Source organism: Sphingomonas abietis (assembly GCF_027625475.1).
GTDB lineage: Bacteria > Pseudomonadota > Alphaproteobacteria > Sphingomonadales > Sphingomonadaceae > Solisphingomonas > Solisphingomonas abietis.
Map to the genome: position 1 here is coordinate 203,581 of NZ_CP115174.1, position 25,686 is coordinate 229,266.

27 protein-coding genes are annotated in these 25,686 nt (G+C 68.3%); 12 read left to right on the forward strand and 15 right to left on the reverse strand.

From position 1 onward, the window contains the following. Positions 1-9 precede the first annotated feature (9 nt). From pabB to PBT88_RS01060, 4 genes are all read left to right on the forward strand, one after another. Positions 10-1,743: an aminodeoxychorismate synthase component I gene (gene pabB / locus PBT88_RS01045; RefSeq protein WP_270077412.1), complete on the forward strand. Its 1,734-nt coding sequence runs from the start codon at positions 10-12 to the stop codon at positions 1,741-1,743. 83 nt (positions 1,744-1,826) lie between these two features. Then, positions 1,827-3,029 carry a pyridoxal phosphate-dependent aminotransferase gene (locus PBT88_RS01050; RefSeq protein WP_270077413.1) on the forward strand — a complete coding sequence of 401 codons (1,203 nt, stop codon included), beginning with the start codon at positions 1,827-1,829 and terminating at the stop codon, positions 3,027-3,029. Positions 3,030-3,102: 73 nt separating this feature from the next. Next, positions 3,103-3,771: a peptide-methionine (S)-S-oxide reductase MsrA gene (gene msrA / locus PBT88_RS01055; protein WP_270077414.1), complete on the forward strand. Its 669-nt coding sequence runs from the start codon at positions 3,103-3,105 to the stop codon at positions 3,769-3,771. A gap of 34 nt (positions 3,772-3,805) precedes the next feature. Beyond that, entirely contained in the window at positions 3,806-4,276 is a 471-nt protein-coding gene (locus PBT88_RS01060; RefSeq protein WP_270077415.1) for a DUF3429 domain-containing protein, read from the forward strand. 6 nt (positions 4,277-4,282) lie between these two features. On the opposite strand, the gene pdeM is transcribed toward PBT88_RS01060, so the two are convergent. Further along, positions 4,283-4,957: a ligase-associated DNA damage response endonuclease PdeM gene (pdeM, locus tag PBT88_RS01065; RefSeq protein WP_270077416.1), complete on the reverse strand. Its 675-nt coding sequence runs from the start codon at positions 4,955-4,957 to the stop codon at positions 4,283-4,285. 131 nt (positions 4,958-5,088) lie between these two features. On the opposite strand from pdeM, the gene PBT88_RS01070 reads away from it, so the two are divergent. Then, complete coding sequence (locus tag PBT88_RS01070) at positions 5,089-5,586, forward strand: CcdC protein domain-containing protein (RefSeq protein ID WP_270077417.1); 498 nt, start codon at positions 5,089-5,091, stop codon at positions 5,584-5,586. 10 nt (positions 5,587-5,596) lie between these two features. Here the strand turns inward: PBT88_RS01070 and PBT88_RS01075 are convergent, their stop codons facing one another. Both PBT88_RS01075 and PBT88_RS01080 read right to left on the reverse strand, forming a co-directional pair. Then, positions 5,597-6,181 carry a CHAP domain-containing protein gene (locus PBT88_RS01075; protein ID WP_270077418.1) on the reverse strand — a complete coding sequence of 195 codons (585 nt, stop codon included), beginning with the start codon at positions 6,179-6,181 and terminating at the stop codon, positions 5,597-5,599. Between the two features lie 54 nt (positions 6,182-6,235). Next, on the reverse strand, positions 6,236-8,677 hold the full coding sequence (locus PBT88_RS01080; protein ID WP_270077419.1) for a ligase-associated DNA damage response DEXH box helicase: 2,442 nt from the start codon (positions 8,675-8,677) through the stop codon (positions 6,236-6,238). A gap of 210 nt (positions 8,678-8,887) precedes the next feature. Between PBT88_RS01080 and PBT88_RS01085 the strand changes: the two genes are divergently transcribed. From PBT88_RS01085 to PBT88_RS01100, 4 genes are all read left to right on the forward strand, one after another. Then, a complete protein-coding gene (locus PBT88_RS01085) occupies positions 8,888-9,067 on the forward strand; it encodes a hypothetical protein (protein WP_270077420.1) in 180 nt (59 codons plus the stop codon). 38 nt (positions 9,068-9,105) lie between these two features. Continuing rightward, the gene (locus PBT88_RS01090; RefSeq protein ID WP_270077421.1) at positions 9,106-10,104 is read left to right on the forward strand and encodes a ligase-associated DNA damage response exonuclease; all 999 of its coding nucleotides are present in this window, start codon (positions 9,106-9,108) and stop codon (positions 10,102-10,104) included. 151 nt (positions 10,105-10,255) lie between these two features. After that, positions 10,256-11,401, forward strand: a complete 1,146-nt coding sequence (locus PBT88_RS01095) for a glycosyltransferase family 2 protein (RefSeq protein WP_270077422.1) — start codon at positions 10,256-10,258, stop codon at positions 11,399-11,401. Between the two features lie 51 nt (positions 11,402-11,452). Next, positions 11,453-12,961, forward strand: a complete 1,509-nt coding sequence (locus PBT88_RS01100) for a hypothetical protein (protein WP_270077423.1) — start codon at positions 11,453-11,455, stop codon at positions 12,959-12,961. Positions 12,962-12,969: 8 nt separating this feature from the next. Here the strand turns inward: PBT88_RS01100 and PBT88_RS01105 are convergent, their stop codons facing one another. From PBT88_RS01105 to PBT88_RS01120, 4 genes are all read right to left on the reverse strand, one after another. Further along, positions 12,970-13,551, reverse strand: a complete 582-nt coding sequence (locus PBT88_RS01105; RefSeq protein WP_270077424.1) for a TMEM175 family protein — start codon at positions 13,549-13,551, stop codon at positions 12,970-12,972. Between the two features lie 114 nt (positions 13,552-13,665). Further along, entirely contained in the window at positions 13,666-15,048 is a 1,383-nt protein-coding gene (gene pgmG, locus PBT88_RS01110; RefSeq protein ID WP_270077425.1) for a phosphoglucomutase/phosphomannomutase PgmG, read from the reverse strand. A 38-nt stretch (positions 15,049-15,086) separates the two neighbouring features. After that, entirely contained in the window at positions 15,087-15,353 is a 267-nt protein-coding gene (locus PBT88_RS01115) for a DnaJ domain-containing protein (protein WP_270077426.1), read from the reverse strand. Positions 15,354-15,364: 11 nt separating this feature from the next. Beyond that, the gene (locus tag PBT88_RS01120) at positions 15,365-16,171 is read right to left on the reverse strand and encodes a division plane positioning ATPase MipZ (protein WP_270077427.1); all 807 of its coding nucleotides are present in this window, start codon (positions 16,169-16,171) and stop codon (positions 15,365-15,367) included. A 101-nt stretch (positions 16,172-16,272) separates the two neighbouring features. On the opposite strand from PBT88_RS01120, the gene panC reads away from it, so the two are divergent. After that, the gene (panC, locus tag PBT88_RS01125) at positions 16,273-17,121 is read left to right on the forward strand and encodes a pantoate--beta-alanine ligase (RefSeq protein WP_270077428.1); all 849 of its coding nucleotides are present in this window, start codon (positions 16,273-16,275) and stop codon (positions 17,119-17,121) included. A gap of 141 nt (positions 17,122-17,262) precedes the next feature. Next, the gene (locus PBT88_RS01130) at positions 17,263-17,556 is read left to right on the forward strand and encodes an SEL1-like repeat protein (protein ID WP_270077429.1); all 294 of its coding nucleotides are present in this window, start codon (positions 17,263-17,265) and stop codon (positions 17,554-17,556) included. 45 nt (positions 17,557-17,601) lie between these two features. Here the strand turns inward: PBT88_RS01130 and PBT88_RS01135 are convergent, their stop codons facing one another. The 5 genes from PBT88_RS01135 to PBT88_RS01155 are packed head-to-tail and all read right to left on the reverse strand — an operon-like array spanning position 17,602 to position 20,928. Next, complete coding sequence (locus PBT88_RS01135) at positions 17,602-18,735, reverse strand: GNAT family N-acetyltransferase (RefSeq protein WP_270079132.1); 1,134 nt, start codon at positions 18,733-18,735, stop codon at positions 17,602-17,604. 41 nt (positions 18,736-18,776) lie between these two features. Beyond that, positions 18,777-19,559 carry a glycerophosphodiester phosphodiesterase family protein gene (locus PBT88_RS01140; RefSeq protein ID WP_270077430.1) on the reverse strand — a complete coding sequence of 261 codons (783 nt, stop codon included), beginning with the start codon at positions 19,557-19,559 and terminating at the stop codon, positions 18,777-18,779. Beyond that, the gene (locus PBT88_RS01145) at positions 19,531-19,998 is read right to left on the reverse strand and encodes a RidA family protein (RefSeq protein ID WP_270077431.1); all 468 of its coding nucleotides are present in this window, start codon (positions 19,996-19,998) and stop codon (positions 19,531-19,533) included. The genes PBT88_RS01140 and PBT88_RS01145 overlap by 29 nt, the downstream gene beginning before the upstream one ends. A 10-nt stretch (positions 19,999-20,008) precedes the next feature. Further along, positions 20,009-20,659: an HAD family hydrolase gene (locus tag PBT88_RS01150; protein WP_270077432.1), complete on the reverse strand. Its 651-nt coding sequence runs from the start codon at positions 20,657-20,659 to the stop codon at positions 20,009-20,011. After that, a complete protein-coding gene (locus tag PBT88_RS01155) occupies positions 20,656-20,928 on the reverse strand; it encodes a DUF3572 family protein (RefSeq protein WP_270077433.1) in 273 nt (90 codons plus the stop codon). The genes PBT88_RS01150 and PBT88_RS01155 overlap by 4 nt, the downstream gene beginning before the upstream one ends. 39 nt (positions 20,929-20,967) lie before the next feature. Here PBT88_RS01155 and PBT88_RS01160 point away from each other — a divergent pair, with 39 nt between their 5' ends. Then, positions 20,968-21,339, forward strand: coding sequence for a response regulator (locus tag PBT88_RS01160; RefSeq protein WP_270077434.1), 372 nt, complete (start codon positions 20,968-20,970; stop codon positions 21,337-21,339). Positions 21,340-21,375: 36 nt separating this feature from the next. Here PBT88_RS01160 and PBT88_RS01165 read toward each other — a convergent pair whose 3' ends face one another. From PBT88_RS01165 to kdpB, 3 genes are all read right to left on the reverse strand, one after another. Further along, entirely contained in the window at positions 21,376-22,998 is a 1,623-nt protein-coding gene (locus tag PBT88_RS01165) for an NAD(P)/FAD-dependent oxidoreductase (protein WP_270077435.1), read from the reverse strand. A 62-nt stretch (positions 22,999-23,060) separates the two neighbouring features. Further along, on the reverse strand, positions 23,061-23,633 hold the full coding sequence (gene kdpC / locus PBT88_RS01170; RefSeq protein ID WP_270077436.1) for a potassium-transporting ATPase subunit KdpC: 573 nt from the start codon (positions 23,631-23,633) through the stop codon (positions 23,061-23,063). Between the two features lie 25 nt (positions 23,634-23,658). After that, the gene (kdpB, locus tag PBT88_RS01175; protein WP_270077437.1) at positions 23,659-25,683 is read right to left on the reverse strand and encodes a potassium-transporting ATPase subunit KdpB; all 2,025 of its coding nucleotides are present in this window, start codon (positions 25,681-25,683) and stop codon (positions 23,659-23,661) included. Between the last annotated feature and the right edge of the window lie 3 nt (positions 25,684-25,686).

Genomic DNA, 25,686 nt, shown 5'->3' on the forward strand with positions numbered 1-25,686 from the left:
GAGAGAGCAATGACGCTCGACCGATCCCGCCCCTTCGTGCTGCTCGACGATGCCCGCCGCGAGGGCGCTGCCCCGGCGCGGCTCTATCGCGATCCGATCGAGGCGGTGGCGACCGACGATCCGGCCAGGCTCGCCAATTGTCTGGCGGCGCTCCGTTATGCGACCAAGCACGGCCTGCACGCCGCCGGCTGGATCGCCTATGATGCCGGGGCGCTGGCCGAGGCGCCGGTAGCGGCCGATGGCGCCGCGCCGCGCACGCCGCTGCTCTGGTTCGGTCTGTTCGAGCGGTTCGAGGAGATCGGCCCGGCGGATATCGCCGCATTGCTGCCCGATCCTGCCGGCGCATGGGCGGGATCGCCCCGGCCGGCGATCGATCGCGCGGCCTATCTCTCCGCCTTCGCGCGGGTGAAGGACTATATCGCGGCCGGCGACATCTATCAGGCCAACCTCACATTCCGGGCGACGGTGCCGGTCGCGGGCGACCCGCTCGCGCTTTACGCCCGCATCCGCAACCGGGCCGCGGCGGGCTGGGGCGGCATCGTCCATGACGGCCGGACCACGATGCTGAGCTTTTCGCCGGAGATGTTCTTCCGGCTCGACGGCCGGCGGCTGGAGGCGCGGCCGATGAAGGGCACGGCGGCGCGGGACACCGATCCGGCGAGCCTCGCCGCCGATCCCAAGCAACGCGCCGAAAATCTGATGATCGTCGATCTGATCCGCAACGATCTCGCGCGGATCGCGGTGCCCGGCAGCGTGTGCGTGCCCGAGCTGTTCACCGTCGAGACCTATCCGACGCTCCACCAGATGACCTCCACCGTCGTTGCCGATCTGGCCGAGGGCGCCGACGCGCTGTCCGTGCTGGAGGCCGCCTTCCCATGCGGATCGATCACCGGCGCGCCCAAGCTGCGGGCGATGGAGGTGGCAGCAGAGGTCGAATCGGATCGGCGCGGCCTCTACACCGGCGCGATCGGGCGGCTCGATGCGGGCGGCGGCGCGGCGTTCAACGTCGCGATCCGGACCCTGACGATCGGCGAGGACGGCGCCGCGTCGATCGGCCTGGGTTCCGGCATCGTCGCCGATTCGGAAGGCGACGACGAGTGGCGCGAATGCCTGGCCAAGGGCGCGTTCGTGGCGGCCGCCTGCCCGCGGTTCGATCTGATCGAGACGATGGCGTTCGATCCGCACGAGGGCTTTCCCGATCTCGAGCGCCATGTCGCCCGCGCCTGGCGCTCGGCCGATGCGCTCGGCTTCACCTTCGATCGCCACGATCTGCGCAATGAATTGCAGGCGGCGACGTTCAGGCTGCGCGATCCGGCACGGGTCCGCATCCTGCTGTCGCCCGCTGGCCGGATCGCGATCGAGGTGAGGACCGCCCCCGCTCCGGTGGACGGCGTGGTGGTGGCGCCGGTGGTGCCCTTGCCCGTTGCGGCGGACGACTTCCGGCTCGCACACAAGACGAGCGATCGCGGCTTCTACGATGCGGCGCGCGGCGATCATTTCGAGGTGGTGTTCGTGCGTCCCGACGGCCTGCTGACCGAAGGCAGCTTCACCAGCCTGTTCGTGGCGCGGGACGGGGTTCTGCTGACCCCGCCGCTCGCCCGTGGCCTGCTGCCCGGCATCCTGCGCCAGCGCCTGATCGAGCAGGGCGAGGCGATCGAGGCCGATCTGCGGATCGCGGACCTGCGCGACGAATTCTTGCTCGGCAACGCGCTGCGGGGACTGATTCGCGCACGATTGCCCTGATTGACACCTGAGCGGCGTTGCCCTGCATCGCGACATCCGGCATAGGCGCGCCGCCCCTTCCTCAGTCGGAAAGCCAGATTCCCATGCGATACACGTCGGAAGCGCTCGACCGCATCCAGCCGTCCGCCACGCTCGCCATGACCAGCCGGGTGCTGGACCTGAAGCGTCAGGGGATCGACATCATCGGCCTCGCTGCCGGCGAACCCGATTTCGACACGCCCGACTATGTGAAGGACGCCGCGATCGAGGCGATCCGCGCCGGCAAGACCAAATACACCAATGTCGACGGCACCGCCGAGCTGAAGGAGGCGATCGCCGCCAAGTTCCAGCGCGACAACGGCCTCGTCTATGCGGCCAACGAGATCAGCGTGAACGTCGGCGGCAAGCACACTTTGTTCAACGCGCTCGTCGCCACCATCGACAAGGGCGACGAGGTGATCATCCCGGCGCCCTATTGGGTGAGCTATCCGGACATCGTCGCTTATGCCGGCGGCACCCCGGTGGTGATCGCGGCCGGTGCGAACCAGAATTACAAGATCCTGCCCGAGCAGCTGGAGGCGGCGATCACGCCGAAGACGCGCTGGGTGATCCTCAACTCGCCGTCCAACCCGACCGGCGCGGCTTACTCGGCCGCCGAGCTGAAGGCGCTGGGCGAGGTGCTGGAGCGCCACCCGCAAGTCTTCGTGCTGACCGACGACATGTATGAGCACATCCTCTACGACGATTTCCAGTTCGCCACGATCGCGCAGGTCTGCCCATCGCTTTACGAGCGCACGCTGACCGTCAACGGCACCTCCAAGGCCTATGCGATGACCGGCTGGCGGATCGGCTTCGCGGGTGGCCCGGCGTGGCTGATCAAGGCGATGGCCAAGCTCCAGTCGCAATCGACCTCCAACCCCTGCTCGATCGCCCAGTCGGCGGCGACGGCGGCGCTGAACGGCGATCATGGCTTCCTCAAGGAGCGCACCGTCGCCTTCCAGCGCCGTCGCGATCTGGTGGTGGCCGGGCTGAACGCGGTGCCGGGCATCCACTGCCCGACGCCTGAAGGCGCCTTCTATGTCTATCCGGACGTCTCCGGCCTGATCGGCAAGACGACGCCCAAGGGCGTGACGATCGAGAATGACACGGCACTGGTCGGCTATCTGCTCGACGAGGCGAGGGTCGCCCCGGTGCAGGGCGCGGCCTTCGGCCTCTCGCCGGCGTTCCGCATCAGCTACGCGACATCCGATGCGATCCTGACCGAGGCGTGCCACCGCATCGCGGAGGCGGTGTCGGCGCTGCGCTGAGCTGAGCGGAGCAATATGTAACCCGAAGGCGGGGAGCGAACGTATCTAGGGCATGATCCTTCGGAGACATGCCATGAAGACGTCGCTTCCCGTCATCGCCGCCACCGGCATCGTCGCCGGCCTGCTGTGGGCCGCCGCGCCCAGCTTTGCCGCGGAGCAGGCGGTGAAGGCGCCGGCGCCTGCGCTTGTCGAACCCGTCACGGGCCATCGCGAGACCGCGATCTTCGCGGGCGGCTGCTTCTGGGGGGTGGCGGGCGTGTTCAACCATGTGAAGGGCGTGGTCGGCACCACGTCCGGCTATACCGGCGGCAAGGCCTCGACCGCGCAATATGAGGATGTGGCGACCGGCACCACGGGCCACGCCGAATCGGTGAAGGTCGTGTTCGATCCGACCAAGGTGAATTACGCCGATCTGCTGCGCATCTATTTCTCGGTGGTCGCCGATCCGACGCTGGTCAACCGTCAGGGGCCGGACCATGGTCCGCAATATCGCAGCGCGCTGTTCCCGCAATCGCCGGGGCAGGCCAAGGTGGCGCAGGCCTATATCGCGCAGCTGACCGCCGCCCATGTCTATGCCGCCCCGATCGCGACGAAGCTGGAGACGGCGCCCGGCTTCTTCCCGGCCGAGGGCTATCATCAGGATTTCATGGCTCGCAATCCGGACTATCCTTATATCGTGATCAACGATCGCCCGAAGGTCGAAGCGCTCAAGCGCATCTTTCCGCAGAGCTGGAAGGCCTGAGGGAGCGGACACCGGGCATGCGCGTTGGTGGGGGATGGATGACCCCGCCGATCGCCCGATCCCCGCCACCAGCCTGATCTTCGGCTATGGCGCGGTGTTGCCGTTGCCGATCGCGGCCGTGCTCGCCTGGCTGATGTCGTCGCCGTGGCCGACGGTGGTGACATGGCTGGCGGTCTGGTGGGGGGCGTCGATCCTGATCTTCCTCGCCGGCGTGCGGCGCGGGCTCGGCTTCCGGGGCGACGCCGAAACGCCGGCATCCGTGCTGGTGCCGATGCTCTGGCTGTTCGCGCTGGGCGCCGGGGCGCTGGCCAGCCCGACCCCGCTGATGTCGCTGGTGCTGCTCGCGATCGGCTATGCCAGCGTCGCGATCCTCGATCCGATCGCCGCGCGCCGCGGCGAGGCGCCCCCGCATTTCGCCCGGATGCGCCCGCTCCAGATGGGGGTTGCCCTGCTCGGGCTGATCGGCCTCATCCTCCATCGCGGCGCCGTCGCCATTCCGATCTAGATCTGGTCAGGCCGCGAGCGGGAAGCGCAGCAGCCGGTCGGCGAGCGGCACCAATGCCTGGGCGGCCCGCCCGCCCAGCGCCTTGCGGATCACCGGATCGCCGGCATCCATTCCCCCGGTGAGCGCGCCGAACGCCGGCAGGATCAGCTTGTCGGCGGTGGCGACGAAGCAGCGCCGCGCGACGTGGCGGCCCTTGATCGTCAGCCGCAGCTTGGGATGGAAATGGCCGGACAGTTCGGGGCGGCTCTCCTGCGGCTCGGCTTCGTGGCGGAGCAGCAAGCCGTCGACCTCCGCCTCGCCGAGCACCCGCCCGCCGCAATGATCGGCCAGCGTCACCGCCGCGATGTCGTGATTGCCGGCGATCCATGTCCAGCGCGTGCTGCCGGTGAGGGCGCGGAGCAGGTCGCGGGTTTCGTCGGCCAGTCGCTCGCAGCCCTCGGCATCGTGGAAGCTGTCGCCCAGACACCATATCTCCTCGGCGCCGGTCTGGCGGACCAGCAGTTCCAGTTCGCGCAGGGTCGCGTGCGAATCATAGGGCGGCAGCATCTGCCCGCCGCGAGCGTAGAAGCTTGCTTTCTCGAGATGCAGATCGGCGAACAGCAGCGCGCGGCGCGCCGGCCAGGCCAACGCCCCGGGGACCATCGCGACCAGCTCCGCGCCTGCGAACGAAAAGGGAACCATGGCAATCCGAATAGCAGGACCGGCGACCCGCGCAAGCCGGCTTGCCGCGGTGGCCGCACCGGGCCTAGCATCGCGCGGGGGAAGAGCGGGGAGTTACAGCTATGCAGTCACATCCGATCCAGGGGCCCTGGATGCAATATGTCGTTCCGGCGGTCATCATCCTGCTGGTGGTCGGGATCAGGCTGTGGCGGATGCGCGGCGCGCGCCGGCTGCGGCTGGAGACGTTGTGGATCCTGCCGGCGCTCTATGCCGTGTTCGTGATCGGCATGTTCGCGACCCATCCGCCGACGCCGATCGGCTTTGCCGCGGCCGCGGCGGCGCTGGTCATCGGGGGTGGGATCGGCTGGTATCGCGGCACGATGATGCGGATCAGCGTCGATCCCGAAACCCATGCGCTCAGCCAGCAGGCGTCACCGCTCGCGGTGCTGCTGCTCGTCGGCCTGCTGCTCGTGCGGCGGGTGGCGATGGAGGAGATGGGCGGCACCGGCCTCAACGCGCAGATCGCGATCGACGTGCTGATGGCGTTCGCGCTCGGCCTGATCGCGACCACCCGGATCGAGATGCTGCTGAGGGCGCGCCGGCTGCTGCGCGAGGCGCGGGCGAGCGGATTGTCGCAGACCTTCCGCTGAGGACGGCCGATCAGCTCGCCGGGGCGGCGCCCAGCGAATCGATCACCGCGCCGACGATATCGGGCGAGGCGCTGGCGAGATCCTTGCTGACATGGGCGATCTGCTCGCCCGAATTGGCGTCGCGTCCGTAGATGAAGCCATAGACCGGGTAGCGGGTGGTGCCGAGGCCGTGATTGTCGCGCCACCACACGCGCACCTCGCTCCAGTCGTTGCCGGCCGAGACGTCGACCAGGGTCACGTCCTTCTCGATCTGGCCGCGCACGCCGCCGATTCGCGACCAGTTGGCATGACTGATCATCAGGATCCGGCTGGACACGATCTTGCTGACGACCGCGACATGGCCGAGCTTCATCACGCCCTTGGGGCGGAAGACCAGCACCGCGCCGACCTTGGGGGCGGCGCCTTCCTGATAGCGGGCGGACGCCTGATCCCACCAGGTCCAAGCATTGCCGTAAATCTGGATGCCGGACATCTGGCGTGCATAGGGCACGCATTCGAGCCCCGCGCCGATCCGGCCGTCATAGCTGTCCTGCGCCACCGCGGGCGTGGCCACTGCCGTCACCGCGGCGATCACGCCAAGCACATAACCCTTCACATGCCACCTCAGGTCGTCGCTCCCCCGAGCGAGGACCAGCGCTAGCGGGATTCCTTAATTCGTGGGTAAAGGATCATGGTTAAAATCGGCGTCTCCACACATTGCTTCGGCGACGAGGGCCTCGGCCTCGATGAGCAGCGCATCGTCGACGCTGCCCGCCGCCACCCGCTCGCGCCCGATCAGCACCAGCACCGGCACCGCGAGCGGCGAGACTCGCTCGAGATCGACATGCTCGATCCGTTCCGCTGCCGTATCGAGCAGGCGGCCGAGCCGGCCGACGTCGGTCATCCGCGCCTTGGCGTCATCCCAAGCCGCTTGAAGTAAAAGATGTTCCGGCTCGTAGCGGCGCAGCACGTCGTAGATCAGGTCGGTCGAGAAGCTCACCTGGCGCCCGGTCTTGCGCTGGCCGGGATGCTGGCGCTCGACCAGCCCGCCGATCACCGCGACCTCGCGGAAGGCGCGCTTGAGCAAGGCCGATTCCTGTACCCAGTCGACGAACTCATGCTCAAGAATGTCGGGCGAGAAGAGCGGCCGGGGGTCGATCACCGGCTTTAACGAATAGGTCGCGATGGCATAGTCGCTGGCAACGAATCCTATCGGCTGGAGACCCGCGGTTTCCATCCGCCTTGTGACCAGCATCCCGAGCGACTGGTTCGCGTTCCAGCCCTCGAAACTGTAGACCACCATGTAGTGCCGCCCCTCGCGCGGGAAGGTCTCGATCAGCAGCCGGTCGGGCGCGGGCAGGACCGAGCGGCGGCGCTGCATCTCCAGCCATTCGCGCACGTCGGCCGGGAAACGCGGCCATTGCGCCGGCTCGTGAAGGAAGTGGCGGACGCGATCGGCGAGGTTGGTCGAGATCGGCATCCGCGCGCCGCCATAGGTCGGGATGCGGGCCGGCCGCGCGGTGGCGCGGACGAACAGATCCTCGCCCTTGACGCCCTCGACCTCCAGGCTGAGGCCCGAGAAGAAGAAGGTGTCGTGCGGGCTGAGCGACGAGGCGAAGCCCTCCTCGACGCGGCCGAGCGAGCGGCCGTTGCGGAACCGCACATTGAGCATCGGCGCCTCGACGATGATCCCGGCGTTGAGGCGGTGCTGGGTGACGAAGCGCGGGTGCGAGACCCGCCACAGCCCGTCCGCGCCTTCGGTGAGCCGCTTATATTTGTCGTAGGCGCGCAAGGCATAGCCGCCGGTCGCGACGAAGCCGAGCACGCGATCGAAGGTCTCGGCGGGCAGGGTGGCATAGGGCGCCGCTTCATGCACCTCGGCGAGCAGATCGTCGCGGGCGAACGGGGCGGAGGCGGCGACGCCCATGATATGCTGGGCCAGCACGTCGAGCGCGCCGGGGCGGAAGACGTCGGGATCGCGCTCGCCCGCCTCCACCGCATCGACGGCGGCGCGCGCCTCCAGATATTCGAAGCGGTTGCCGGGTACGATCAGGGCTTTGCTGGGCTCGTCCAGCCGGTGGTTGGCGCGGCCGATGCGCTGGAGCAGGCGCGACGAGCCCTTGGGCGCGCCCATCTGGATGACCAGATCGACATCCCCCCAGTCGACCCCGAGATCGAGGCTGGCGGTGGCGACCAGCGCGCGCAGCCGCCCGTCCGCCATCGCCTGCTCGACCTTGCGCCGCGCCGCGATGTCGAGGCTGCCATGGTGGATGCCGATCGGCAGATGCTGCTCGTTGGCTGCCCACAGATCCTGGAAGATCAGTTCGGCGAGGCTGCGGGTGTTGCAGAAGATGATCGTGATCCGGTGTGCGGCGATCTGCGCCATCACCTGCTCGGCGGCATAGCGGCCCGAATGGCCCGACCAGGGGATGCGCTCCTGCGGCAGCAGGATGGCGATGTCGGGCTCGGCGCCGGGATCGCCCTGCACCAGCGCCACGGTATCGAGATCGCCGTCGCCGGACAGCCAGGCGCGATAGACATCGGGCTCGGCGACGGTGGCGGACAGCGCGACGCGCCGCATCGCGGGCGCCAGCCGCTGGAGCCGGGCCATGCACAGGGACAGCAGGTCGCCGCGCTTGGAGGGCGCGAAGGCGTGGACCTCGTCGATCACGATCGTGCGCAGATTGGCGAACATCTCCGCCGCCTCCGGATAGGAGAGCAGCAGGCTGAGCGACTCGGGCGTGGTCAGCAGCATCTGCGGCGGGCGGACGCGCTGGCGGGCCTTGCGATCGGAGGGCGTGTCGCCGGTGCGGGTCTCGACCCGGATCGCCAGCCCCATCTCCTCGATCGGGCCGAGCAGGTTGCGCTGGATGTCCACCGCCAGCGCCTTCAGCGGCGAGACGTAGAGGGTGTGGAGGCCGTCGCTCGGCTGCTCGATCAGTTCGACGAGGCTGGGCAGGAAGCCGGCCAGCGTCTTGCCCGCCCCGGTCGGCGCGACGAGCAGCGCGCTCTTCCCCGCCCGCGCGGCGTCCAGCATCGCCAGCTGGTGGCGGCGCGGCTGCCAGCCCCGGCCGGCGAACCATTGGGCGAGAATCGGGGGGAGATCGGACATTCGCCATCGAATATCGGGGCTCGTCGCCCGGTTCGCCAGCCCTCGCCACACACGCCCGGCCGAGCTAGAAGGATGGCTCCTCCAGGAGACATGCGATGGCCAAGGGTCAGGTGAAGAGCAACAAGGAAGCCAAGAAGCCCAAGAAGGAGGTCAAGAAGACGATCGCCGCCAACCCCTCCACCAAGGGCAAGGTGATCACGGAGTAGGCGCATGGCCGAGGGTTTCGTCCGTCACAAGCAACCCTGGACCACCGACGAGGTCCAGAAGCTGCACCGCCTCGCCGCCAAGGGCATGGCGCTGAAGGCGATCGGCAAGGCGCTCACCCGCTCCGAGGAATCGGTGCAGGCGCGGGCCAAGCAGGACGGGCTGAAGATATCCAAGCTGCGCTGACCGGCGGAACTTAGCGGCGCGCCAGCGATATAGCTGGGATGGCGCGCCTCGGCTCCTGGATCGAACCGCATCCCCACGGCATCTACGTGCCCGCCGCGGATGCCTGGATCGATCCCTCGCAGCCGGTGCCGCGCGCGCTCGTCACCCATGGCCATGCCGATCATGCCCGTGGCGGCCATGGCGCGGTCCTCGCCACGCCCGAGACGCTGGCGATCATGGCGACGCGCTACGGCCCGCAGTCCGGCCAGAGCGTGGCCTATGGCGAGACGGTGACGGTCGGCGACGTCACCGCGCGGTTCGTGCCGGCGGGGCATGTGCTGGGATCGGCGCAGATCGTGCTGGAGCATCGCGGCGAGCGCATCGTCGTGTCGGGCGATTACAAGCGCCGCGCCGACCCGACCTGCGCGCCGTTCGAGCCGGTGCCGTGCGACATCTTCGTCACCGAGGCGACGTTCGGCCTGCCGGTGTTCCGCCATCCCGATACCGGCGCCGAGATCGACCGGCTGCTGGAAGCGCTCCACGCCAACCCCGATCGCTGCGTGCTGGTCGGCGCCTATGCGCTGGGCAAGGCGCAGCGCCTGATCGCCGAGCTGCGGCTGCGCGGCCATGACGCGCCGATCTACATCCATGGTGCGATGGAACGGCTGTGCGCGCTCTATCAGGAGCTGGGCGTCGATCTCGGCGAACTGGTGCCCGCCACCGCCGCCGCGAAGGAGCAGTTGCGCGGCAAGATCGTGATGTGCCCACCCGGCGCGCTCAACGATCGCTGGTCGCGCCGTCTGCCCGATCCGATCACCGCCATGGCGTCGGGCTGGATGGGGGTGCGGCAGCGGGCACGGCAGCGCAATGTCGAGCTGCCGCTGATCGTCTCCGACCATGCCGACTGGGACGAGCTCACCGCGACGGTGAAGGAACTGGCGCCCCAGGAGTTGTGGGTGACGCACGGCCGGGAAGAGGCGCTGGTCCACTGGTGCATGACCCGTCAGATCAAGGCGCGGGCGCTGGCGCTGGTCGGCTACGAGGACGAGGACGATTGAACCGTCTGCCGCGCATGCTGCCCGGCGCACCGCCGATAGGGTGCGCGATCAAGGTTCTACGGCAACGTGTGCGTCTTCCTTCATGGATCGTTCAGCCCGTTTTGGGCCTGCACGGGCGCGGGTGACGACGCTCGCGTGTGAGGAAGAAGATATGTCGATAGGCGTCGCGGTGCCGGCCAAGAATGTCCGGCCGATCATGGTGGCGAAGGCCGGCGGATTCGATCTGGCGGTGATCGTGCCGACCTTCAACGAGGCCGATAATGTCGCGAAGATCGTCGCCGGGCTCGATGCGGCGCTGGCCGGCATCCGCTACGAGATCCTGTTCGTGGACGATTGGTCGCAGGACGGCACCGCCGAGCGGATCGCCGCGCTGGCGTCCGGGCGCGCCGACATCCGGGTGGTGCGCCGCTTCGGCCGGCGCGGGCTGTCGTCGGCGGTGATCGAGGGCATGATGGCGACGATGGCGCCGGTCGTCGCGGTGATCGACGGCGATGGCCAGCATGACGAGCGGCTGCTGCCCCGCCTGTTCGCGCTGGTGAACGGCGGCGCGGCCGATGTCGCGATCGGATCGCGCTATTGCGAAAATGGCTCGACCGGGGACTGGGACAGCTTTCGCCTGAAGTGCAGCCGGGCCGCCACCAAGCTGTCGCAACTGGTCCTTCAGGCGCCGGTGACCGATCCGATGAGCGGCTTTTTCGCGGTGCGCCGCACCAAGGTGGAGGCGCTGCTGCCGCGTCTTTCAGGGCGTGGCTTCAAGATCCTGTTCGACCTGCTGACGTCCAGCCCCCAGCCGCTGCGCGTGGTCGAACTGCCCTTCCGCTTCCGCACCCGCGTCGCCGGAGACAGCAAATTGGGCGCCGGGGTGGCGATCGATTATGCGGTGACGATCGCGGATCGGCTGATCCGCCGCTTCGCGCCGCCCCGTCCGGTCATGTTCGCCGCGGTCGGCACGCTCGGGCTCGGCGTTCATGTCGCCGTGCTCAGGGGGATGATGGCGTTCGATGGCGCATCCTTCGCGAGGGCGCAGATCATGGCCGTGCTGGTCGCGATCGCGTTCAACTTCCTGTTCAACAACAGCCTGACCTTCCGCGATCGTCGCCTGACGGGCCTGCGGATGGTGGCCGGTCTCGCGAGCTTCTATCTGCTGTGTGGAATCGGCGCGCTGGCGAATGTCGGCACGGGCGTGGTCCTGTTCAGCGAACATCATCGCTGGTGGGTGTCCGGCGTCGCCGGCGCGGTGATCGGCTCGGTGTGGAATTTCGGTGCCTCCGCATTGGTGACGTGGCGCAAGCGCTGAATCCCTGACAATAGCTTCCATGACGATAATGCATCTGGGGCAACAGTTTTCATGATCGCGCTGACATCCAGCCGGCGCCCTCGGCAGGTGCGGGCCGAGGGTTTCGAATCCCGGCCCCACGCCGCCGAGGCCAGGCTGTTCCGGATATTGGCGTGGCTGTGCCTGATCATTCTGGTGCTGTCGCTGCTCCCGCCCCTGGCCGGCATGTTCATCCATGTGTCCAACGATTATGGCGAGGGATGGAGTGCCTATTGGTCGCGTGCCGCGGTCGGCGGCGGTGTGCTCTATCCGGTCTCCAACACGCTGATCGCCAATAATTACCCGCCTCTATTCTTCTATGCGGACGGCTATCTGGGCAGCCTGGTCGGCGATAATATCTTCGCGGGGCGGATCATCGCGTTCCTGTCGCTGCTCGCCGTCGCCGCGATCATCGGCCGTATCGTCCATATGCTGGGATCGCCCGTCCGCTGGGCGTGGATGTCCGCGCTCCTCTTCCTGCTGTTCGCCACCGTGGATTTCCGGGAGTTCGTCGGTGTCAGCAACCCGCAATGGCCCGGCCAGGCAGTGGCGCTGTCGAGCCTGCTGCTGCTGCTGCGCGTCGAACCTCGCCGACTGGGTGCCCGCGATATCGTGCCGGCGGCGGCGATCATGGTGGTGGCGGGCCTGATCAAGCACAACCAGATCGCGCTTCCGCTGTCGGTGACGGCATGGCTGCTCCTGTACAACCGCCGGGCGTTGTTGATCTGGTGCCTGTCCGGTGCGCTCTTCGCGGGTGCGGCGGTCGCGCTTCTCGCGGCCTGCTTTGGGAATGCCATCTTCCTGGAGCTTTTCGGCTTCAAGCGGACGACCGATTTCCAGAATTTTCTCGATGGGTTCGTGACGGTGGCCGACCTGGCCGGGCTGATCGTCGTCGCGCTGGTCGCTTCCCGATCGCTGCGCCGTGATCCGCGCGCCATGCTGCTGCTCATCTTCGCGGCGCTCGGCACCGTCTCCGGGCTGGGGCAGCGCATGGGGGCGGGCGTGTTCCTGAACGCCCATTTCGACGGGTTGATCGGCCTTGTCCTGGTGTGCGGCGCCTTTCTGGGGCTGGCGGCAGAAAAAGCGACGCCCGGCGGCCCGGATATCAGGGCGCGGAGCCGCTGGCTGCTGTTGGCGCTGGCACCGCTGCTGCTGTTCGCGCCGCTCAACGTGACCCGCACCATCGGCCGCCTGATCGCCATTCCGAAACAGCAACGGGCCTGGGCCGGGATGATCGACGGGGTGCGCAGCGCGCAGGGGCCCGTGCTCTGCGAGATGCTGGCGGTCTGTTATTGGGCGGATCGACCGGTCGGCATCGATTTCTTCGCATATGGCCAGCGGCTCAGGACCGGGACCGATCCGCGGCCGTTGGAACGCGCCATTGGCGAGCGGAGGCTCGCAGCGATGGTGATCGATCGGAACCAGCATTATTTCCGCGGCAGCGGCCGGCTGCCCGAGCCGCTGCCGCGCCTGATCGAACGGAATTATGCGGTCGTTCTGACCGCCAAGCGCGATCTCGCGCTGATGGTCCCGCGGCATTAGCCCCGCCGCTAGTCGGCCATCAGCCTTTTCTCGATCCGCTGATCGGGCACCAGCCAGACCCCCGAGATGATGACATACAGCGCCACGGCGATCCACGGCGTCACGAAGGCCAGCGGGATGGCGATGAGATAGCCGAGCACCGACATTTTCCCCTTCCAGTCCTGCCCCAGCGCATCGGCGAGGCGCGAGGTGCGGCCGCCGTTGATCCGGATCATCTCATGTTGCAGCCAGCGATAGCCGATCGCGGCCATGCCCAGCACGAAGCCGTAGGCGGCGACCGGCATCGAGCCGAACCCGGCCTCGTCCATCCAGCGGATCACGAAGGGGACGAGGCTCAGCCAGAACAGCAGGAACAGGTTCGCCCACAGGCCCCGCCCATCGACCCGGCTGGCGGCCTGGAGCAGATGATGGTGGTTGTTCCAGTACAGCCCGACATTGATGTAGCTGAGGATATAGGCGCCGAGGATGGGGGCGGCGGCCAGCAGAGCCCGCGGCTCGGTGCTTTCGGGCACCTTGAGCTCCAGCACCATGATGGTGATGATGATGGCGACCACGCCATCGGTGAACGCGGTCATCCGCTCGGTCTTCATGCGTGTCCCCCTGTGCAGCGCCCAGCTTAACGGCGGCGCCGCGGCGTGGCGAGAGGGCCTTGAAGCCGGGGCCGCCCCATCCCGGCGATCGCCGGAATGGGGCGGGGAACAGGATCAATGGCCGGCGGACAGCACCGGCTCGACGCCCGACTGGGCGAGCTGATCGTTGATCTGGGCCATCAGCCGCTCGAGGCCGGCCTCGTCCTTGGCTTCGGCGCGGGCGACCAGCACGTCCTGCGTGTTGGACGCGCGCAGCAGCCACCAGCCGTCGTCGGTGTTGACGCGGGCGCCGTCGGTCTTGTCGACCTCCGCGCCCGACGCCGCGAGCCGCTCCAGCACCTCGTCCACGACCTTGAACTTGCGGTCTTCGGACGACTGGAAGCGCATCTCGGGCGTGTTGATCATCACCGGCATCGCCGACTTGATCGCGGTCAGCGATCCGCCGAGCACGCGCACCGCCTGGATCAGGCGGATCGCGGCGTAGAGCGCATCGTCGAAGCCGTAATAGTCGTGCGCGAAGAAGATGTGGCCGCTCATCTCGCCGGCGAGCGGAGAGTTGGTCTCCTTCATCTTGGTCTTGATCAGCGAGTGGCCGGTCTTCCACATCAGCGGCGTGCCACCGAGCTCGGCGATGCGATCATAGAGCGCCTGGCTGGCCTTTACGTCGGCGATGATGGTGGCGCCGGGCAGTTCGCGCAGCACCGGCTCGGCGAGGATGCCGAGCAGCTGGTCGCCCCAGATCACCCGGCCTTCGCCGTCGATCGCGCCGATGCGATCACCGTCGCCGTCGAAGGCGATGCCGAAATCGAGGCCCTTGTCCTTCACCAGCGCCTTGAGGTCGGCGAGGTTCTTCTCCTCGGTGGGATCGGGGTGGTGATTGGGGAAGGTGCCGTCGATCTCGGTGTAGAGGGTGTGATGCTCGCCCGGCAGCAGCTTGACGAGGCGATCGACGATCGGGCCGGCGGCGCCATTGCCCGCATCCCAGCCGATCTTGAACGCGCCGCCGGCATAGGCGGTCATCAGCCGGGCGACATAATCCTCCATGATCTCGTAGTTGGAGATCGTGCCCTGGCCCTCTTCCCAGTCGCCCGCTTCGGCCAGCGTGCCGATATCCTGGATGTCGGCGCCGAAGAACGGCTTGTGCTGGAGCACCATCTTGAAGCCGTTGTAATCGCCCGGATTGTGGCTGCCGGTGATCATGATGCCGCCATCGACCTCGAGCGTGGCCTCGGCATAATAGAGCATCGGCGTGGGGCCGAGGCCGATGCGGACGACGTCGACGCCGGCGCTGGTCAGCCCTTCGACCAGCGCGGCTTCGAGCAGCGGCGAGTGGGTGCGGCCGTCATAGCCGACGGCGACGCGGGTGCCGCCGGCGCGGCGCACGCGCGTGGCAAAGCCCCGCCCGATCGCGGTCGCATCCGCCGGCCCCAGTGCCTTGCCGACGATCCCGCGGATGTCATATTCGCGCAGCGACGTGGGATCGAAACGATGGGCCATGTGGTAGGTCTCCCTTGGAAAGTATGCGGTTGAGACGCTTAGGCGCTCTTCCGGTTCAATTCGGCGACAAGAAGATCGCGGGCAGCGTTCACCCGGCTGGCCAGCGCCTGCGATCCGCCCGCATCGGGGTGGACGCGGCCGATCAGCCGGCGATGCGCGGAGCGTACCTCGTCCTCGCTGGCGCGCGCGGACACGCCGAGCAGCTCGCGCGCCTCGCTGATCGACAGCAGGGTCGTCTTGCGGCGCTGCCCCAGCCACCAGATGGCAGCCATGATCGCGAGCGCGACGAGAATCTTTTCGGACATGATCCCGCGCCTCAGGCCGTCGCGCTGGCCTGGGGGCGGCTGAACAGGTCGGGCGCTTCGGGCAGCTGGAGGCCGGAAACCATCTCGCGCAGTTCCTGGCGCGCGGCGACGTGGGAGAGCCCCACCTCCTTGATCGCGCCGAGATCGAGCAGGGTCAGCCCCTTGGGGAACAGCTCGCGATAGATGACGCGCTCGCCGAGGCCGGGGATCACGCGGAAGCCGACCCGCTTGGACAGTTCGTCCACCGCCTGGCCGACGCGGCGCATATTCTTGGCCTCGAGATGCTGGAGGCGATTGCGCAATACCACCCAGTCGACGGTGCCGCCATCGGCCTTGGCGCGGACCTTGCGCGCATCCCACACGATCTCGGCATAGAAGCTCGGGCGCTTGATCCGGTAGGTATCGGGATCGACCTGCCCGATCAGGTCGAGGTCGATGAAGCTGTCGTTGATCGGCGTCACCAGCGTGTCGGCGCGCGTCACCGCCTTCATCGCATAGGGGTCGTCGCGGCCCGGCGTATCGATGACGACGAATTCGGCATCGGTGGACAGCGCATCGATGCGGGCGAGGATGTTGGCGTCCTTGTTCGGGTCGAACACCTCGAAGCGGGGCGTGGCGAGCTCGACCTGTTCGCGCGTGGCGGTGGCGACACGGTTCTCCAGATAGCGCACCATCGTGCGCTGGCGGGTATCCAGATCGAGCACGGCGACCCGGCGGCCCTGCGCGGCGAGCGCCACGGCGACATGCACGGCGGTGGTCGATTTGCCGGTGCCGCCCTTCTCGTTGGCGAAAACAATCAAGTGCGCGCGGTCGGTCATATGTCTCGAAAACTTCCCCATTCGGCTTGCGGCGGTCCTTGATTTGGCCCCAATGCCGCCGCACAGAGCCAGCCCCAAGCCATATCGGAGGCCCGTCGCCCGTGCAAATCATCCGTGAACTGGCCGCCTTGCGCGGCGCCGTCGCGGACCTTCGTGCAGAAGGCAAGCGAATCGCACTGGTGCCCACCATGGGCGCCCTGCACGAGGGTCATATGGCGCTGGTGGCAGAAGGCCTGCGTCGCGCCGACGCGGTGGTCGCATCGATCTTCGTCAATCCGAAGCAGTTCGCGCCGAGCGAGGATTTCGGCCATTATCCCCGCCGCGAACGGGCCGATGCGCAGCTGCTGGAGAAAGCCGGCTGCACGATCCTGTGGGCGCCGGCGGTCGAGACCATGTATCCGGAAGGCTTCGAGACCAACATTTCGATCTCCGGCGTGTCCGAGGTGCTGGATGGCGCGGCGCGGCCGGGCCATTTCGACGGCGTCGCGACGGTGGTGCTCAAGCTGATCAACCAGGTGGCCCCCGATGTCGCGCTGTTCGGCGAGAAGGACTGGCAGCAGCTCGCCATCCTCCGGCGGCTGGCGACGGACCTGGATCTCGGGCTGGAGATTGTCGGCGTGCCGACCGTTCGCGACGATCAGGGCCTCGCCCTCTCGTCGCGCAACGCCTATCTGATGGAGGACGAACTCGCCCGTGCCCGCGCTTTGCCGCGCGCGCTGGGCGAGGCGGCGGCGGCGATCGGGCGGGGCGAGCCGATCGAGGGCGCGCTGGCCACCGCGATCGCCCGGCTGGCCGAGGCCGGCTTCGATCCGATCGATTATGTCACGCTCCGCGATGCCGAGACCCTCGCCTCGATCGACCAGCTGGGCGACCGCCCGGCGCGGTTGCTGGCGGCGGCCCGGATGGGCGCGGCACGACTGATCGACAATCTTCCGGTCGTCGCCGCCTGAACATGGTTCGACAAGTGCGAGCAAGAAATCGCAAGTAACGGAAATAATTTAGACCATAGTCTAGATCGTGCCGATTGGGCCGTTAACCATTTGTTGGATGTCTGACGGCAAAACCAGCTGCGTGGAAAAGGACCAACGCAGATGGCCAGCAGTTTCAAATCCGCCGCCTTCCTGATCGAGAGCCGCCTCGCCGAGGCGGCGTTCGATCCGGAGACCCTCTATCAACTCGGCATCGCCTATTCGAGCGGCAGCCGGGGCGTGGAGGTCGATCTGATCGAGGCGCACAAATGGTTCAACCTGGCGTCCGCCGCCGGTTCGATCGAGGCGCAGGACATGCGCGCCGAGATCGCCGACGAGATGACCGCGCGCGAGATCGTCGAGGCGCAGAAGCTGGCCCGCGCCTGGCTCGCCACGCACCAGCGCCGCGCCGCCTGATGCCGGGGCCTGATCCTGCGGGATCGATCCCGACAGGCTGACGCTTCACCCGTCCTTGCGGAAGGGTGCCATCTGATCGAGCATCTCGATCTGCTCCTCCATCGCCCGGCGTTCGCGGGCGAGGAAATCCTCCACCGCCCGCCGGAATCCGGGGTGCGGGATATAATGGGCCGACCAGGTCGGCACCGGCCGATAGCCGCGCGCGAGCTTGTGCTCGCCCTGCGCGCCCGCCTCGACCCGCTGGAGGCCGCGCGCGATCGCCGCGTCGATCGCCTGATAATAACAAAGCTCGAAATGGAGGAAGGGAATGTCCTCCGTGCAGCCCCAATAGCGCCCGTAGAGCGCGTCGCCGCCGATCAGGTTGAGCGCGCCCGCCACCGGCTGGCCGTGCCGATAGGCGAGCATCAGCAGCACCTTGTCGCCCATCCGCTCGCCGAGCAGCGTGAAGAAGGCGCGGGTGAGATAGGGGGTGCCCCATTTGCGGCTCCCGGTATCCTGGTAGAAGCCCCAGAAGGCATCCCACTCGGCCTTGCCGATCTCGGCGCCGGTCAGCGTGCGGATCTCGACCGCGGCTTGGGCTCCCTCGCGCTCCTTGCGGATCGCCTTGCGCTTGCGCGACGACAGCGCGGCGAGGAAATCGCCGAAATCGCCATAGCCGTCATTGTGCCAGTGGAACTGGCTGCCGGCGCGGATCATCCAGCCGGCCGCTTCGAACAGCGGCAATTGCTCCTCGGTCAGGAAGGTGGCGTGGGCGGAGGAGAGCTGGTGTTCGCCGACGACCAGCTCGGCCGCCGCGATCAGCGTCGGCGCGGCGGCGGGATCGCGCAGCAGCAGGCGCGGGCCGGGAACGGGCGTGAACGGCACCGCGATCTGGAGCTTGGGGTAATAGTCCCCGCCGGCCTGCTGCCAGGCATCGGCCCAGGCATGATCGAAGACATATTCGCCCTGGCTGTGGCTCTTGGCATAGGCCGGCAGGATGCCGGCGGGCCGTCCGTCGGCGCCGTCGACGACGATCGGCACCGGCTGCCAGCCGGTACGCGCCACCGCGCTGCCCGAATCCTCCAGTGCCGAGAGGAAGGCGTGGGAGACGAAGGGGTTGTCGTCGCCCGCGCAGGCATCCCAGTCGGCCGCGGGGATCGCGCCGATGCCGGGGGCGATGCGGGCGGTGACGTCGTCCATGCCGCCTGTGTCCATGTCGCTCCTGTCCATGCCGTCCCCGCTCATGCCGCGTGGGGCCGCTCGAAGATCGGGCGATCGGCGTGCTCCGCCACGATCGCGCGCTGTTCGGGGGTGCGCACCGTCCAGCTCAGCACCGGCAGGCCCGTCGTCTGGAGCGCGGACGGTAAAGGGGAGGGCAGATGGCGCACGTCATAAGCGAGGAAATCGGGTCTCGCCCGCTTCACCGCAAGGCGTCGGGCGATCGCGTCGCGCAATGTGCGGAAGCGCCCGTCGCGATGCTCGGTCATGACGAGGCCGCGCACGATCTTCGGGGCATGGCTGGCGAACCAGTGGCCGACCTCCGGATTGAAGCCCATCACCGCGACCGGGCCGCGATAGCCCTCCAGCACGCGGCGCACCGCCAGGCAGAGCGGCGCGGTCTGGGCCAGCGTGTCGGTCTTGATCTCGATCAGCAGCGGCACCCGGCCGGCGATCAGCCCGATGAGCTGCGCCAAGGTGGGGACGCGCTCCTCGCCGCCGCCCAGCCGCAAGGCGGCGAACGCGTTCGCCGTCGTTCCGGCGACGCTGCCGGGCACGCCGGTCAGCCGCTCGGTATCGGCATCGTGGAACACCATGACAGTGCCGTCCCGCGAGAGGCGGACGTCGCATTCGATGCCGAAGCCGCCGGCGATGGCGCCGCGCGCCGCCGCCAGGCTGTTCTCGGGAACCGGGCCGCCCCACAGGCCGCGATGCGCGAAATCCTGCGCGCGCAGAAAGGCGATGCGGCCCGCGTCCGGCGCGGCCGCAAGCCTGCGATCAAGCCTCGCGAAGGGCGACGATCGCATCCACTTCCACCGACGCGCCGAGCGGGAGCACCGGCACGCCGACCGCCGAGCGGGCATGCTTGCCGGCCTCGCCGAACAGCGCGACCATCAGTTCGGAGGCGCCGTTGATGACCTTGGGCTGATCGGTGAAATCGGCGCCCGACGACACGAAGCCGCCGAGCTTGACGATCCGCTCGACCCGATCGAGCGATCCGCCCAGCGCCGCCTTGATCTGCGCCACCAGCATCAGGCCGCAGCGCTTGGCGGCTTCCTGGCCCTTGGCGACGTCATCGGCGCCGTCGAGGCGGCCGGTGATGAGGGCGCCGGCTTCGGTGAAGGGCAGCTGGCCCGAGACATGGAGCAGGCCCCCCACCTCGACGGCGGGCACATAGGCCGCCACCGGAGCGGCGGCCTGGGGAAGGGTGAGGCCGAGCTCGGCCAGCTTCGCGTCGATATCCATGATCCGAGCGCTAGGCTTCGTCGGCAGTCGCGGTCAAGGGGGCCGGTTCGCCGTCCGCGAATCGCGCGAGAATCCAGTCGGCCGCCTCGGCCCAGTCGTCGATGCGGGCATGGGCGTCGGCCGCCTGCGGGCGATGCACCGCGACCAGCGGCTCGGCGACCATGTGCAGCCGCCAGACCTGCGGGGCCGCCTTGGCGACCGAATGAAGCTGGTAGGACAGGTCGTCGACGAACAGCGCGACGCTGGGCTTGTGCTCGGCGAGGATGGCGTTCAGCGCCGCGCCCTTGCCGCCTTGGTTGGTATAGACCTCGTGGACGATGCCGTGGCGGCTGAGCTGATCGATGCGCGGCTGGCGGCGGTGATCGGGCAGGTTGGTCAGCACCACGATGTCGGCGTGCGCGGTGATCCGGTCGAGCGCCTCGATCACGCCCTTCACCGGCGTCTGCCGCTCCATCTCGCTATCGAAGAAGCCGTCCACATAGGGCCATACCTCGTCCAGCGCGACCTTCTCGCCAGTGTCGCGGCGGACCAGCGCGTCGCCCCAATTCTCATGCTCGACGGCGAAGTCGATGCCGTGCGCCTCGGCCAGCCAGTCGCGGAAATGCGCGACCATGTGCAACAGCACCTCGTCGCAATCGGTGATCAGCAGGGGGCGGGTCATGCTTCAAGCTCCTGATGGGCGCGAACGAGCGCCGCGGGCGTGACGTCGAGCGCGTCGGCGCAGGACATCAGATCGGGTTCGTAGGATTCGAGGAAGGCCAGCACCGCGGCGAGCAGCGTCGGGTCGGTGGCGCGGGCGCGCAGCTCGTCGGCATCGAGCCCGGTCAGCGCCAGCAACCGTTCGGCGCGCGGGCCATCGGAGAGCGTCCAGGCCAATGCGGACAAAGCGAGGGTCGCGCTGTCGGGATGATTTGTGTCGGCCGCGCGCATCGCCTATCTCCGTCTCTCTCTTCTGGAGGATAGGTCGCTTTGCCGGGCAAGGTGCTCGTTGTCGAGGACAACGAACTCAATCTCAAGCTGTTCTGCGATCTGCTCGAAGTCCATGACTATGAGCCGACCCCCGTGCGCGACGGGCTGGAGGCGATCGAGACGGCGCGGGCGGTGATGCCCGACCTGATCATCATGGACATCCAGCTGCCGCACATCAGCGGCCTCGAGCTGATCGCCGGGCTGAAGGCGGACCCGGAGCTGGCCTCGATCCCGATCCTCGCCGTCACGGCCTATGCGTCACCAGCGGACGAGGACAAGGCGCGCGAGGCCGGTGCCTCGGCCTATGTCTCCAAGCCGATCTCGCTGCTGCGCTTCATCGAGGCGGTCGAGGCGCTGGCGCCTCCAGCCTGACGATTCGGGATATCCCCGTTCGTCCCGAACGGGGGATCATGGGCGAACGAGGCTCGCCGCGACCGCTTCCGCCGCCTTGATTCCGTCGACGCCGGCCGAGAGGATGCCGCCGGCATAGCCCGCGCCTTCGCCCGCCGGGAACAGGCCGGCGAGGTTGAGGCTCTGGCCGTCCTGGCCCCGCGTGATCCGGATCGGCGAGGAGGTGCGCGTCTCCACCCCGGTCATGACCGCATCGGGATGATCGTAGCCGGCGATCTGGCGGCCGAACATCGGCAGCGCCTCACGCAACGAATCGATCACGAAGGGCGGCAGGCACTGGGCGAGATCGGTGAGATGCACGCCCGGCTTGTAGGAGGGCGTCACCTCGCCCAGCGCGGTGGACGGCCGCCCGGCGAGGAAATCCCCGACCGTCTGGCCGGGCGCGGCGTAGCTCGATCCGCCCGCCACATAGGCCAGCGATTCGAGCTTCCGTTGCAGTTCGATGCCGGCGAGCGGATGGCCGGGATAATCCTGCTCCGGATCGATGCCGACGACGAGGCCCGAATTGGCGTTGAACTCGGCGCGCGAATATTGGCTCATGCCGTTGGTGACGACGCGGCCCTCTTCCGATGTCGCGGCGACCACGCGCCCGCCGGGGCACATGCAGAAGCTGTAGACCGTGCGCCCGTTGGTGCAGTGGTGGGAGAGGCTGTAGGCGGCGGCGCCGAGGATCGGGTTGCCCGCGCAGGCGCCGAAGCGGGCCTTGTCCATCCAGCTCTGCGGATGCTCGATGCGCACCCCGATCGAGAAGGGCTTGGCCTCGATATGGACGCCGCGAGCGTGGAGCATTTCGAAAGTGTCGCGCGCCGAATGGCCGACCGCGAGCACGACATGCTCGGCGGCCAGCACCTCGCCGGTCTGGAAGCGCAGGCCGGTCAGGCGGCGCGTGCCGTCGGGCCGCTCCTCGATCTCGATATCCTCGACGCGATGCTGCCAGCGATATTCGCCGCCGAGCGCCTCGATCGTCTTCCTCATGCTCTCGACCATGGTGACGAGGCGGAAGGTGCCGATATGCGGATGCGCCTCGGTGAGAATCTCGGCGGGCGCGCCGGCCTGCACGAACTCCTCCAGCACCTTGCGGCCGAGGAAGCGCGGATCCTTGATCTGGCTGTAGAGCTTGCCGTCCGAGAAGGTGCCGGCGCCGCCCTCGCCGAACTGGACGTTGCTTTCGGGATCGAGCACGCCGCGCCGCCACAGGCCCCAGGTGTCCTTGGTCCGCTCGCGCACCAGCTTGCCGCGATCGACGATGATCGGCCGGAACCCCATCTGGGCGAGGATCAGCCCGGCGAACAGCCCGCAGGGGCCGGCCCCGATCACGACCGGGCGGGGGCCGTCCCAGCCGGCCGGCGCGGTAACGGGTGGACGATAGGCGGTATCGGGGGTCTGGCGCAGGCGATGGTCGCCGGCGAAGCGCGCCAGCACCGCCGCCTCGTCGGCGAGCGCCACGTCGACCGAATAGATCAGCAGGATCGCCGATTTCTTGCGGGCATCATTGGCGCGGCGCGCGACCCGCCAGTCGAGCAGGTCTGCGGGCGCGATGCCCAGCCGCTCGACGATGGCGGCGGGCAGCGCCTCGGGCGGATGATCGAGCGGGAGCTTGAGTTCGGTGAGGCGGAGCATGATGCGGGCCTTAGCCCGGATCGCGCCCCGCCCCAATGCCGTTCGCCGATCCGGTTGGCGGATCAGCGCGCCATGCGATCCAGCGCGCGGTTGAGCGCCAGCACATTGACATGGGGATCGCCGAGAAAAGGCAGCCACGGCCGCTCGATCGCGTGCGTCACGAGGGTTTCGACGGTGGCGGGCGAAAGGCCGCGCGCATGGGCGACGCGATCCACTTGATACAAAGCCGCCTCGGGACTGAGATCGGGGTCGAGCCCCGAGGCGGAGGCCGTGAGCAGGTCGGGTGGAATATTGGTCCCCGCCACGGAATTCTTGGAGATGTCGCCCTTCAGCCGATCGACCAACGCCTGCGACGTCGGGCCGAGATTGGAGCCGGACGAGGCCATCGCGTCATAGCCCTTGCCGGCCGCCGAGGGGCGCGGGTGGAAATAGCGATTGCTGGCGAAGGCCTGCCCGATCAGCGCCGAGCCGACCGGCTGGCCCTTCTCCATGACGAGGCTGCCATTGGCCTGGTGCGGGAACAGCGCCTGGGCGATGCCGGTCATCGCCAGCGGATAAGCGAGACCGAGCAGCAGGGCGAACAGTCCGGTCATCACCAGCGACGGGCGAAGCGAAGAGAGGAGATCCTTGTTCATATCCATATTCCTCAGGCGGGTTTGCTCAGGCGAGGCCGATGCCGGTGACGAAGAGATCGATCAGCTTGATGCCCACGAACGGCGCGACGAGGCCGCCCAGCCCGTAGATGGCGAGGTTACGCCGCAGCAGCGGCCCGGCGCCGATCGGCCGGTATGTCACGCCCTTGAGCGCCAGCGGCACCAGCAGCGGGATGATCAGCGCGTTGAAGATGATCGCCGAGAGGATCGCCGATTGGGGCGTCTTCAGCCCCATCACGTTGAGCACCGCCAGCGTCGGATAGATCGCCACGAACATCGCCGGGATGATCGCGAAATATTTGGCGACGTCGTTGGCGACCGAGAAGGTGGTGAGCGCCCCGCGCGTCATCAGCAGCTGCTTGCCCAGGCCGACGATCTCGATCAGCTTGGTCGGGTCACTGTCGAGATCGACCATGTTGCCGGCCTCGCGCGCGGCCTGCGTGCCGGTATTCATCGCCACGCCGACATCGGCCTGGGCCAGCGCGGGGGCGTCGTTGGTGCCGTCGCCGCACATCGCCACCAGCTTGCCGCCGGCCTGTTCCTGGCGGATCAGCGCCAGCTTGTCCTCGGGCGTCGCCTGCGCGAGGAAATCGTCCACCCCGGCCTCGGCGGCGATGGCGGCGGCGGTCAGAGGATTGTCGCCGGTGATCATCACGGTGCGGATGCCCATCTTGCGCAGCTCGCCGAAGCGCTCGCGGATGCCTGCCTTGACGATGTCCTTGAGCGCGATCGAGCCGAGCAGGCGGCCGTTCCGCGCGACCGCCAGCGGGGTCATGCCGGCCCGCGCAATCTCCTCGGTGGCGCGGCGCAGGTCGGTTGCCGCCGCGCTCTCGCCGACGCCGGGATTGGCCTTGAGGATCGAATCGACCGCGCCCTTCTGGATCAGCAGGTCGCCGATCTTGACGCCGGAGATGCGGGTCTGCGCGGTGAACGGGATCACCTCCGCAGCCTCGGGCAGTGCGCGGGTCGCGATGCCGAACGCCTCGCGGGCGAGGGTCACGATCGAGCGGCCTTCCGGCGTCTCGTCGGCGAGGCTGGCGAGCAGCGCGGCCTCCGCCAGATCGGCGCGGGTGACGCCATGGACCGGCCGGAACTCGGTCGCGGCGCGGTCGCCGATGGTGATGGTGCCGGTCTTGTCGAGCAGCAGCGTATCGATGTCGCCGGCGGCTTCCACCGCGCGGCCGGACTTGGCGAGCACGTTGAAGCGCACCAGCCGGTCCATCCCCGCGATGCCGATCGCCGACAGCAGCGCCGCGATCGTCGTCGGGATCAGCGTGATCAGCAGCGCGGCGAGGATCGCCACCGGCACCTGGCCGCCCGCATAATGGGTGAAGCCGGGAATGGTGCCGACCGCGATCAGGAAGATGATGGTCAGGCCGACCAGCAGGATGGTCAGCGCGATCTCGTTGGGGGTCTTCTGGCGTTCGGCGCCTTCGACCAGCGCGATCATGCGATCGAGGAAGCCCTGGCCGGGATCGATCGTCACCCGCACCGTGATCCGATCCGAGATGACGCGGGTGCCGGCGGTGACGGCGGAGCGATCGCCGCCGGCCTCGCGGATCACCGGCGCGCTCTCGCCGGTGATCGCCGCCTCGTTGACCGAGGCGACGCCTTCCACGACCTCGCCGTCGGAGGGGATGAGGTCGCCGGTCTCGACCAGCACGACGTCGCCCTTGCGCAGCGCGCTGGCCGGCACGGCCTCGGTGCCGTTGCCCCTGATGCGCTTGGCGGTCAGTTCCGCCTTGGTGGCGCGCAGCGAGGCGGCCTGCGCCTTGCCGCGGCCTTCGGCGAGCGCCTCGGCGAAGGTGCCGAACAGCACGGTCAGCCACAGCCACAGCACGAGCTGGAGCTTGAAGCCGGCGGCGAGACTGTCGTGGCCGACGACGAGCAGGATGGTGAGCAAGGCCGCCACGACGGCGGCGGTGAACATCACCGGGTTGCGGATCAGCTGGCGCGGATCGAGCTTGCGGAAGGAATCCCCCACCGCAGGCAGGATCAGCTCGAGAGTGAAGAGGGTCGCATCACGGGCCATGTC